Consider the following 11,085-nt stretch of genomic DNA (forward strand, 5'->3'; position numbering starts at 1 on the left):
GTTTTTTCGCATGTTATACTTATTAATAAGAAAAATGAAAGAAAACGAGGTGTTAGAAAACATGGAAAAGTTAACGAAACGCCAGCAAGACATTCTCGACTTTATTAAGCTAAAAGTACAAGAAAAAGGATATCCACCTTCCGTACGTGAAATCGGTCAAGCAGTCGGCCTCGCTTCTAGTTCTACAGTGCACGGACATTTATCACGACTAGAAGAAAAAGGATATATTCGACGCGATCCAACAAAACCACGAGCAATTGAAATTTTAGGTGACAACCGAATGGATACAGAGACACAATCTGTTATTCAAGTTCCAATTGTCGGAAAAGTTACTGCTGGATTACCTATTACAGCAGTTGAAAGTGTAGAAGATCATTTCCCACTTCCAGCTAGCATTGTTGCTGGAGCAGACCAAGTATTTATGTTACGTATTTCCGGAGATAGTATGATTGAAGCTGGTATTTTCGATGGGGATTTAGTTGTTGTTCGCCAACAACAGTCTGCATACAACGGTGAAATTGTAGTCGCTTTAACAGAAGATAACGAAGCAACTGTTAAACGTTTCTATAAAGAAAAAGACCATTTCCGTCTACAACCGGAAAACTCTTCATTAGAACCTATCATTTTAAAACAAGTGTCAGTTATTGGAAAAGTAATTGGCGTATATCGTGATTTACATTAAGAATAATAAAAGAAGATAATTACCTTATTTATATACGGTAATTATCTTCTTTTTTGTATTTTGATAGATTTTCATACATTTTATTTCTTATGAACGAGTTTCAATCGTCACATCGCCAGCAGCTGTTTTACCACTAATCTTTTTACTACCATTGCCAATTGTTATATTTTTATTTTCTTCATTAAAAATCATTACTTCGCCAGCAGCACTTTGCCCAGTTATAACTGCATCTTGTGGTTTTTCTAATAAAGTAATATCTACATCCCCAGCGGTTGAACTTGCCTCTACATCATATTTAGGATCATGATCCATAATATGCACTTCCCCGCTAGCCGACTTCGCAGTTACTTTTCCTATTACCTTCTTAAAGCTCACCTCACCAGCTTTTGAAGATCCTTCCACACTTTTTGCTGTGACATTTTTCAAATCTACTTCTCCAGCGAGTGTCCCAACACTTACACAATCACTTTTCACATCACTTATTTCTATTTGTCCAGCTGATGAATTTATTTTTATCTCTTGGTATGAACGTTCAGGCACAAGGAGAGTTATTGTAGACCTTTGAAATCTAAAATCGTAAAAAGAAAAATCAAATGAAGCACCTTTTTCTCTTTCCCCAATAATTTTTAATGTGTCACCATCTTCGGCAATACGAACCTCGTGTTTACGTACATCTCCTGATTGCTTTACATAAAAAGAAGAGTCGGGAGATTTTTGGACAACAATATCCCCAGCATCTAACTTAACTTCTATATTTTTTAGTGTTTCGTTTTTAATTACGTCTTCTTTATTTCCTTCTTCTGCAGTTTGCACTGCTTTTTCATATGTTTGTGAAATCCCTATTACTCCAATAATGATACAAGCGATAGCTACTAACAATATTTTCTTCATCATCTACTCCCCTTTTATCATTTTGAAGTTCCATATTACATAACGTACGCATAACTTTTTAAACCACTTCGTACTATAATAAGCGATAATACATAACAACAAACCTACTCCAACAAACGTTATACTAACGAATAAATCCAACCATATAAAAGTACCCATAAATACTTTTCCAATAACGAAAAATGGTCTCACTACACTAGCAATTCCACCGAGCCAGAAGGAAAATATAAAAGCAATAATTGCAACTAACGGGCCTAACACAATAATAAAATTAAACAAACTAAGTCCAATCGCTGCCATAACAGCCCTTGTTATATTGGTAGTTGATGGGTCCTTTTTCATTTCGTCAAAGCGATACAAAGCAAGTAAGTCTTTTGCAATTACTTTCGGAGAGCCAAGGCCCTTTATTATTTCCGATTCAGTTTTTCCTTCTTCTATTCCAAACTGAAAATGCTCTTCATAATCAAATAAAATATCTTTCCTCTCTTCTTCCGGTAACTTTCTAAGATGACTTGATAATTCTTTAAGAAACTGTTCTTTACTCATCCCATTCCACCCCTTCAATAATTTCTTGTACGCCTTTTGCAAAATCACGCCACTCCGTTACTAACAAATTCAGTTGCGTTTCCCCTTGCTCAGTTAGTTGATAATATTTACGAGGCGGTCCCTCTGTAGATTCTTTTAAATACGTTTGAAAATATCCTTCTTTCGTTAAACGACGTAATAAAGGATACACTGACCCTTCCGATATTAAAAATTTATTTGAGATTTGCTGAACAAGTTCATAGCCGTAACAATCTTTACGTTTCACAAGTGCTAAAACACACAGTTCTAACACGCCTTTTTTAAACTGAACGTTCAAGGTCAATCCCCCTTTCTCATTTCAGTACTATTCAATACACGGTACCCGTTATATCCATAATATACCACTTAGTATTATTCATTGCAAGGTACTATATTTTTCAATACTTAATTTTCGAATTAAATACATCCACACCATATTTCAACTTCCACATTTTCATTCATAGCTAGCACGCATTTTAAATAATCCACATGACTTTTTTCGAGCACTTTGCGGGCACCCATCTAATTCATTTCACAAGCCTTTATATTTGCCCACAAATAAAAAAAGCCCTGATACCGTAGTATCAAGGCTTTTTTCTCTCTTAGTATAGAGACATATATTGATCGCGTTCCCATTGGTGAACTTGTGTGCGGAAGATGTCCCACTCAATCTCTTTTGCTTCGATGAAGTGCTCAAGTAAATGTTCTCCTAGTGCACCGCATACTACTTCATTAGATTGTAATGTAACTAATGCTTGCGCTAATGTTGCTGGTAAGTCAACGATACCTGCTTCTTCGCGCTCTTCTTTTGTCATTACATAGATGTTACGGTCTACTGCAGCTGGTGGAGTTAATTTGTTTTTAATTCCATCAAGACCTGCTGCTAATAATGTAGCCATTACTAAATATGGGTTTGCAGCTGGGTCAACACTACGTACTTCTACGCGTGTACTAATACCACGAGATGCAGGGATACGTACTAATGGGCTACGGTTTTGTGCAGACCATGCTACGTAACAAGGAGCTTCGTATCCAGGTACTAAACGCTTGTAAGAGTTTACAGTTGGATTTGCTACCGCTGTAAATGCTGGTGCGTGTTTTAAAATACCTGCGATGAAGTGACGAGCATCATCACTTAATTGTAAGTCACCGTTTTGATCGAAGAATACGTTCTCACCATTTTTGAATAGTGATAAGTTACAGTGCATACCTGAACCGTTCACACCATATAATGGTTTTGGCATAAATGTTGCGTGTAAACCGTGTTTACGAGCAATTGTTTTTACAACAAGTTTGAATGTTTGAATGTCATCACATGAGCGAATTGCATTTGCATATTTAAAGTCAATTTCATGTTGCCCTGGAGCAACCTCATGGTGAGACGCTTCAATTTCAAAGCCCATTTCTTCAAGTTCAAGCACGATATCACGACGACAGTTTTCCCCTAGATCCATCGGCGCAAGGTCGAAGTATCCACCGTTATCGTTTAATTCTAATGTTGGATTTCCTTTTTCATCTACTTTAAATAGGAAGAATTCTGGCTCTGGTCCAAGATTGAAATCTGAGAATCCCAATGCTTCCATTTCTTTTAATACACGCTTTAAGTTGTTACGTGGATCGCCATCAAATGGAGTGCCATCTGCATTGTAAATATCACAGATTAATCGAGCTACTTTTCCTTTTTCAGCTGTCCAAGGGAAAATTACCCAAGTATCTAAATCTGGATATAAGTACATATCAGATTCTTCAATACGTACGAAACCTTCAATAGAAGATCCATCAAACATCATTTTGTTATCAAGAGCTTTTGTTAATTGGCTCACTGGAATTTCTACGTTTTTAATTACTCCTAAAAGGTCCGTAAATTGTAAGCGGATATACTTTACATTCTCTTCTTTCGCCAAACGGAAAATATCTTCTCTTGTGTACCTAGCCATTATAAATTCCTCCTTAGTCCCTCTAAACACCTTCAGAATCAGTTATCTTTAGTGAAAAAACCTTGAAATGTCACCTTGTCGCAATGAAGTCCGATTAAATCTACCTGTATGTTGTAGTTCATCTCGAAGTATTTTGCGAAGCTCAGTTTTTGAAATTTCTTTCGTTTCTTCTTTTACTTTCACTGTTTCTGTTTGATTTACTTTCATTAGTAACACTTGTTTAATACCAGCCATATTCAAGCCTTGATCTAATAAATCTTTAATCTCTAACAACTTATCTACATCGTTAAATGAAAATAATCTACGATTCCCCTTTGTACGGGTTGGAGAAACAAGATTATGCTCTTCATAGTAGCGAATTTGACGTGCAGATAATTGTGTTAAATCCATAACAATACCAATAGGAAACAGCGGGGCAGAACGTCTATCTTCTTTCATTGTTTCAGTTCCTCCTTCGCCTTAACTGCTTCTCATTTTATACCATGTTATGTTTAGTGTCAATAGATGTTAGCTTTTCTTACATGATTTTTTTATAAATTTTTTCATTCTTTTTTCTAATGAGATTAATCATTACTTTCACACGAAAAAAGCTGTCGAAATCGACAGCTTCCCCTTAAGAAATTGTTAATAATTCTTTTTCAATTAACGCATCAATTGCAGAACAAATCGCAATCTTCACATGTGAATAAGTTAACCCACCTTGCACGTAAGCAACATAAGGCGGACGAATTGGACCATCAGCTGACAATTCAATACTTGCACCTTGAATAAACGTTCCCGCAGCCATAATTACATCATCTTCATAACCCGGCATATAGTTGGCATATGGAGTGAAGTGAGAATTAATTGGAGATGCATATTGAATCGCTTGGCAGAATGCAATCATACGATCTTTATCATCAAATTGAACAGACTGAATTAAATCTGTTCTTGGTGCATTCCATGCTGGTGATGTATTCATTCCTAACTTCTCTAAAAATGCAGCTGTAAAAATCGCACCTTTTAGCGCTTGCCCCGCTACATGCGGCGCTAAGAAGAAACCTTGATACATTTCTTGCAGACTGTATAAAGATGCCCCTGCTTCCGCACCGATTCCCGGAGATGTTAAACGATATGCACACGCTTCAACATACTGTTCTTTACCAACAATGTAACCACCAGTTTTAACAATTCCACCACCAGGGTTTTTAATAAGCGAACCTGCCATTAAATCTGCACCTACATGACATGGTTCTTGCTCTTCAATAAACTCACCATAACAGTTATCTACAAACACAACAACATCAGGTTTAATTTCTTTAACGAATGCTATCATCTCTTTAATTTGAGAAATAGTAAACGATGGACGAGTAGCATAACCTTTTGAGCGCTGAATCCCAATCATCTTCGTATTACTATGAATTGCAGTCGCAACAGCTCCAAAATCAACAAGCCCCTCTTCAGTAAGCGGAACTGCATTATAACCAATATTATATTCTTTAAATGAACCTACACCTTTTCCGCGTACACCAACGATTTCTTCTAATGTATCATACGGTTTGCCAGTGATGTACAATAACTCATCTCCCGGACGTAAAACACCGAATAACGCTGTAGAAATAGCATGAGTACCTGAAATAATTTGCGGACGAACAAGACCAGCTTCCGCTCCAAATACATCCGCATACACTTTTTCTAACGTATCACGGCCAATATCATCATAACCGTAACCTGTCGTCGGAATAAAATGCGAGTCACTAATTTTATGTTTACGGAAACTTTCTAACACTCGAAACTGATTGCTTTCAATTACTTCATCCGCGCGTTTATGTACTTCTGTAATCTGGCTCTCTACTTCTTTTACGATTGGAGCAATTTTTTCTCCATTTTTCAAACGATCAAACATTTTTATTTTCTCCTTCTTCCACTAAAAATCTCTTTAATTGCACATTAAGCGATGAATGAGCAAAAATATACCCCACGCAATTATATACAAATTTATCTTCCAGAAACTCCATCTTTGTTAATAGCGTCTCCGTCTTTAATAGCGTTAACAACTTACCTTCACTCGGTGGAATTTCCACTTGATAACGATTCATTTCTTCCTTCATTTTCGTTTCTATCGCTTCTTTTATATGCAATAAATCACTTTGTTCAAAGGCACTAGTCATTAAGAAGTCACTTTTCGGAAACGGAATAAAGTTTTGATGTAATTCATCTTTTTTATTATATAACGTAATAATAGGAATATGATTAATTTCAAGTTCTGACAATAATTGTTTTACTGTTTTCTCATGCCCTACATAATTAGGATCCGCTGAATCAACTACATGTAAAATAACATCCGCTTCACCAGCTTCTTCTAATGTCGAACGAAAAGCAGCAATTAATGACGTAGGTAAATCTTGTATAAAGCCCACCGTATCAGTTAGTAATACTGTATAACCTGAAGGTAACGGCATCTTCCTTGTCGTCGGGTCTAGCGTTGCAAACAACAAGTTTTCTTCAAACGTATCTGCTTCCGTCAATCTATTAAACAGTGTAGATTTTCCCGCATTCGTATACCCTATTAATGAAACTTGAAATACTTTATTATCTTTTCTTCTCTCACGATATCTTTTTCGATGCTCCACAACAACTGCAAGTTGTTTCTTTATTTCATCAACGCGTGATCGAATATGACGACGATCCGTCTCAAGTTTCGTCTCACCCGGCCCTCTCGTTCCAATACCACCACCAAGACGTGATAAAGACAATCCTTGCCCCATAAGACGTGGCATTGTATATTGCAACTGAGCTAATTCTACTTGAAGCTTACCTTCCCTCGACTTCGCACGTTGCGCAAAAATATCTAATATTAGTTGCGTTCGATCAATCACCCTCGCATCTAATACTGAGGATAAATTCCGAATTTGACTCGGCGTTAATTCGTTATTAAATACGATAACATCCGGTTCTAATTCTTCCGTTAACATTGTAAGCTCTTCTAATTTACCTTTACCTATATAGGTCGCCGGATGAAACTTCGGTCGTTTTTGCGTTGTAGACACTAACAATTCTGCTCGTGCAGTCTTCGCTAGCGATGCAAGCTCTTTCATGGAATGCATAAACTTTTCATCATCATCTTGTGGCAATTGACAGCCTACTAATATGACTTTTTCTTTTTCTTCCATCAAATATGTTCACTCATCCTTTTCGAAATTTAAACCTTCTAATATAATAGCAGAGGAAGCACATTTCATCTAGTTAGCGGGGGAGAAAATTCATGGCATGGGAGATTTTTAGCATCATAGGCACAATCGCTTTCGCACTAAGCGGAGCCATTGTTGCAATGGAAGAGGATTATGATATTTTCGGGGTGTATATTTTAGGAATGGCAACCGCATTTGGGGGAGGTGCCCTTCGTAATTTATTAATCGGTTATCCGATTGTCGCGTTTTGGCAACAAGACATGTTATTCCAAATCGCACTACTATCAATGACGATTATTTTTCTTTTTCCTAATAAATTAATTAGACATTGGAAAAAGTGGGAAAATATCACTGATGCTATCGGCTTATCAGCATTCGCCGTACAAGGAGCATTATATGCTCAAAAATTAAATTTACCAATTAGCGCTACAATCGTAGCAGCTGTTTTAACTGGTATTGGCGGTGGTATCATCCGCGATCTTTTAGCCCGCAGAAAACCTCTCGTCCTTCGAGCTGAAGTATATGCCTTTTGGACGATTCTAGCAGGTTTCTTAATCGGCGCTCAAATTATTGTTAGCGATTGGGCTCTATATACCTTATTCATTTTAATTGTTTGCTTCCGCATGGTTTCTATTCATTACAAATGGCATTTACCGCATAGACGTATCGATACAAAAGAACGTTCAATGCATAAATAGCAATCTAACCTCTTTACATATCGTAAAGAGGTTTTTCTTTTCTAATGAGTTTTTCTTTACATAATGTTTATACTAATCCTCAAAGCGAGGTGAATACAAATGACAAACCATGTTAATAAAGGCGCTCAAAAAAGCTCAGTAGGTCAAATTGGACACGATCCTAATTCTGCACACGAAAAAAGCGCTAAAATGGAACACTTCCATAAATCTTATCAAGAAAAAGCAAAAAAAGAGTAAAAGCACTTATACAAAAAACAGACGCACAGTTTACGTACTGTGCGTCTCCTCTTCAAGCATCAAATCACAACTTGATATCCCAATTAAATCATATTTATCATACGTATCCTCTTGCAACAACCGCATAGCCTGTGTACGAATCGATTTTTCAACAATATTCCGTACATATCTTCCATTACTAAACGATGTAATTTGCGATGAGTACTTTACGGCATGTAAATGATCTCTAAATTTCCATTCAGCCTCTTTCGATAACTGGTATTCACGTTCTTCATACATCCTCTTCCCTATTTCTAACAGCTGATTTACTGAGTAATCCGCAAATTCAATTATAAACGGAAAACGTGATTGCAGACCTGGATTTAATGAAAGAAAGTGATTCATTTCTCTTGAATATCCGGCTAATATCAATACAAAACCGTGTTGTTTATCTTCCATATGCTTTACGAGTGTATCAATTGCTTCTTTCCCAAAATCTTTTTCTCCCCCTCGGGCTAATGAATACGCCTCATCAATAAACAAAATACCTCCCATTGCTTTTTTTATTAAATCTCTTGTTTTTTGAGCTGTATGACCGATGTACTCTCCTACAAGATCCGCACGTTCAGCTTCAACTAAGTGCCCTTTTGATAGAATATTCATCTCAAACAACAATTTCCCTATCATCCTAGCAACAGTTGTCTTCCCTGTACCTGGATTCCCTTTAAACAACATATGGAGTACTTGCTTCTCAGACTTTAACCCTATTTCTTGTCTTTTTTTATTTACATAAATCCAAGCATATATTTCTTTTATTATCTTTTTTATATCATCCATCCCAATAAGCTTTCCCATTTCTTCTTCAATTCTTTGCAGCATCTCATGTTTCGTAGTAGTTTCATTTGAAATTACTGTTTTATTTTCTGCGGCTGGTAAAGAAATTTTCTTTCGATGATTTAACACAATATTAATTTGATTATTATTTTTCTTTCGCATCGATTGTTCCATACAATCACCTCATTTTATCCCGCTATTTGCGAGCAGTAAGACTCCCACCTCAAAATTCAGCAAATATTAGGAAGTTAGGCGGCAGATAATTGCCCGTAAATGCCCGATTGGTGCAGGCTAATGATCAGCGATGGATTAACAAAATCCCACTGATTAAAATTTCGCTTTATCCACTCACCAAATATTATTATTCCTGTCTCCCTTGCAAATGACTATTTTCAGAAAAGTTTGCTATAATATAAGAAATAATGAAGGTGGTGGGACTATGGAGACAACGGAATTCCATGATACAATACAAGCCTTTTCTATTTTTTTATTGAATAAAGGCCGAAAACCTTCAACCATTAAACGTTATGTTTATGACATTGAAGATTTCGGACATTGGTTAAAAAAAAACAAAAAGCTCCCTTCCAGTAATATATGGGCTACACTTTGTACAAAAGACTATGAAGATTATTTTTTCGACTTAAAAAAGAATCGACATTACTCAGAGAAAACGATGCACCGTGTATTTATTGTATTAAATAGAATGCATCACTTTCTAAACATCCCTAATCCATTAAAGAATATGGAAATTTCTATCCAACCAGACCGCAGGCTTCGCGATGAAGATTTCATTTCATCTGATGAGGAAAAAAGATTAAAACATATAGTCTCTTCATTGGAAGGACTTTCAGAAAAACAACGTCCTGTGCGCCCTTTATTGATAGACCGTAATATCGTTATTTTAAACTTATTAATCGACTATGGATTATCCTTACAGGAACTTACAGCATTAACTCTGCATCACGTCCACTTTGAAACTAACACATTATCTATCCCAGCAACCGCAGGGGTAGAAAGAACAATTACATTAACTAACGAAGACAAAAAACAACTATATGCTTATTACAAAAGCATCCCGGAACCCGTTCGTCCAAAATATCATAGCCATGACCCATTATTTATCGCATTTGATTTTAATCGTGGAACATACAGATGGGTATACGAAAATGATGCACCGAAGGGATTAACAGAAATCGCTATCCAAAAAATGATTCGCCTTGAAGTATCTAGAGCTAATTTACGCAAAGGAATCTCAGGACAACACTTTCGTAACACCTATATTTTAAACTTAATAAAAAAAGAAACTCCGGAGTCAGAAATTATAAAACTAGCTGGATTCAAATCAAAAGTTTCACTAAAACGATATTATCAATACGCAGAAAATAGAAAAAACGCCTTATGATAAGGCGTTTTTTCTATTTTTTCTTTAAACAAACGATTTTACTATGACCATTTAACTAATTTTTGCATCTACTATGATGAGTTTCGTTCATATCCTCATGAGAAAGGAGAGATTTAATGTCTCATTTTAACGACAGTCAGAACAAGTTCTCCAAACCATGCTTTCCAAGTAGCGCCGGACGAATCCCAAATACCCCATCAATCCCAGTTACTAAGGTACAACTTAGAACATTCCGTGCAATCATTATTGATTTAACAAAAATAATCCCAAAACTTTTCGCAAATCCATCTCCTCAAAACATTGAAGATCTAATCGATACATTGAACCTACTAAGTAAATTTATTTGTTCACTAGACGCTACTTCCTCCCTGAAAGCACAAGGGTTAGCTATTATTAAAAACTTAATAACTATATTAAAAAATCCAACCTTCGTAGCAAGCGCTGTATTTATCGAGCTTCAAAATCTAATTAATTATTTACTATACATTACAAAACTATTCCGAATCGACCCTTGCACACTTCAAGAGCTTCTTAAATTAATAGCAGCATTACAAACCGCTCTAGTTAATTCTGCTTCATTCATTAAAGGACCTACCGGGCCTACTGGGCCAGCAGGCGCTACTGGCGCTACCGGACCTCGAGGTAACACGGGCGCCACTGGTGCTACCGGACCTCGAGGTAACACGGGCGC

13 protein-coding genes are annotated in these 11,085 nt (G+C 36.4%); 5 read left to right on the plus strand and 8 right to left on the minus strand.

The features are described from left to right. Nucleotides 1-61: 61 nt before the first annotated feature. Nucleotides 62-682: a transcriptional repressor LexA gene (gene lexA, locus DT250_RS02820; protein WP_000413737.1), complete on the plus strand. Its 621-nt coding sequence runs from the start codon at nt 62-64 to the stop codon at nt 680-682. A gap of 87 nt (nt 683-769) precedes the next feature. On the opposite strand, the gene DT250_RS02825 is transcribed toward lexA, so the two are convergent. The 7 genes from DT250_RS02825 to hflX form a co-directional block, all read right to left on the minus strand. Further along, the gene (locus DT250_RS02825) at nt 770-1,576 is read right to left on the minus strand and encodes a DUF4097 family beta strand repeat-containing protein (protein WP_149212452.1); all 807 of its coding nucleotides are present in this window, start codon (nt 1,574-1,576) and stop codon (nt 770-772) included. Beyond that, on the minus strand, nt 1,577-2,119 hold the full coding sequence (locus tag DT250_RS02830) for a DUF1700 domain-containing protein (RefSeq protein WP_149212453.1): 543 nt from the start codon (nt 2,117-2,119) through the stop codon (nt 1,577-1,579). Next, on the minus strand, nt 2,112-2,435 hold the full coding sequence (locus tag DT250_RS02835) for a PadR family transcriptional regulator (protein ID WP_001102620.1): 324 nt from the start codon (nt 2,433-2,435) through the stop codon (nt 2,112-2,114). Before DT250_RS02835 ends, DT250_RS02830 begins: the two co-directional genes overlap by 8 nt. Nucleotides 2,436-2,739: 304 nt before the next feature. After that, nucleotides 2,740-4,074, minus strand: coding sequence for a type I glutamate--ammonia ligase (gene glnA, locus DT250_RS02840; RefSeq protein ID WP_000135338.1), 1,335 nt, complete (start codon nt 4,072-4,074; stop codon nt 2,740-2,742). A 48-nt stretch (nt 4,075-4,122) separates the two neighbouring features. Next, nucleotides 4,123-4,512, minus strand: a complete 390-nt coding sequence (gene glnR, locus DT250_RS02845) for a transcriptional repressor GlnR (RefSeq protein WP_000656785.1) — start codon at nt 4,510-4,512, stop codon at nt 4,123-4,125. Between the two features lie 175 nt (nt 4,513-4,687). Next, nucleotides 4,688-5,959 (minus strand): methionine gamma-lyase family protein, encoded by a 1,272-nt coding sequence (locus DT250_RS02850; RefSeq protein ID WP_000460307.1) that lies wholly within the window; start codon nt 5,957-5,959, stop codon nt 4,688-4,690. Further along, nucleotides 5,952-7,226: a GTPase HflX gene (gene hflX, locus DT250_RS02855; RefSeq protein WP_141555657.1), complete on the minus strand. Its 1,275-nt coding sequence runs from the start codon at nt 7,224-7,226 to the stop codon at nt 5,952-5,954. Before hflX ends, DT250_RS02850 begins: the two co-directional genes overlap by 8 nt. 92 nt (nt 7,227-7,318) lie before the next feature. On the opposite strand from hflX, the gene DT250_RS02860 reads away from it, so the two are divergent. Both DT250_RS02860 and DT250_RS31550 read left to right on the plus strand, forming a co-directional pair. Then, complete coding sequence (locus tag DT250_RS02860; RefSeq protein WP_000312270.1) at nt 7,319-7,942, plus strand: trimeric intracellular cation channel family protein; 624 nt, start codon at nt 7,319-7,321, stop codon at nt 7,940-7,942. Nucleotides 7,943-8,041: 99 nt separating this feature from the next. Beyond that, complete coding sequence (locus DT250_RS31550; protein WP_165775587.1) at nt 8,042-8,179, plus strand: hypothetical protein; 138 nt, start codon at nt 8,042-8,044, stop codon at nt 8,177-8,179. Between the two features lie 30 nt (nt 8,180-8,209). Here DT250_RS31550 and spoVK read toward each other — a convergent pair whose 3' ends face one another. Then, a complete protein-coding gene (spoVK, locus tag DT250_RS02865) occupies nt 8,210-9,166 on the minus strand; it encodes a stage V sporulation protein K (protein WP_087982006.1) in 957 nt (318 codons plus the stop codon). 265 nt (nt 9,167-9,431) lie between these two features. Between spoVK and DT250_RS02870 the strand changes: the two genes are divergently transcribed. Continuing rightward, nucleotides 9,432-10,394 carry a tyrosine-type recombinase/integrase gene (locus tag DT250_RS02870; RefSeq protein WP_088064237.1) on the plus strand — a complete coding sequence of 321 codons (963 nt, stop codon included), beginning with the start codon at nt 9,432-9,434 and terminating at the stop codon, nt 10,392-10,394. A gap of 116 nt (nt 10,395-10,510) precedes the next feature. Further along, nucleotides 10,511-11,085: collagen-like protein (locus DT250_RS02875; protein WP_149212454.1), on the plus strand; the 575-nt coding region annotated here is incomplete at its 3' end.

Origin of the sequence: Bacillus sp. AR2-1 (assembly GCF_008368755.1) — a bacterium.
GTDB classification, from domain to species: domain Bacteria; phylum Bacillota; class Bacilli; order Bacillales; family Bacillaceae_G; genus Bacillus_A; species Bacillus_A wiedmannii.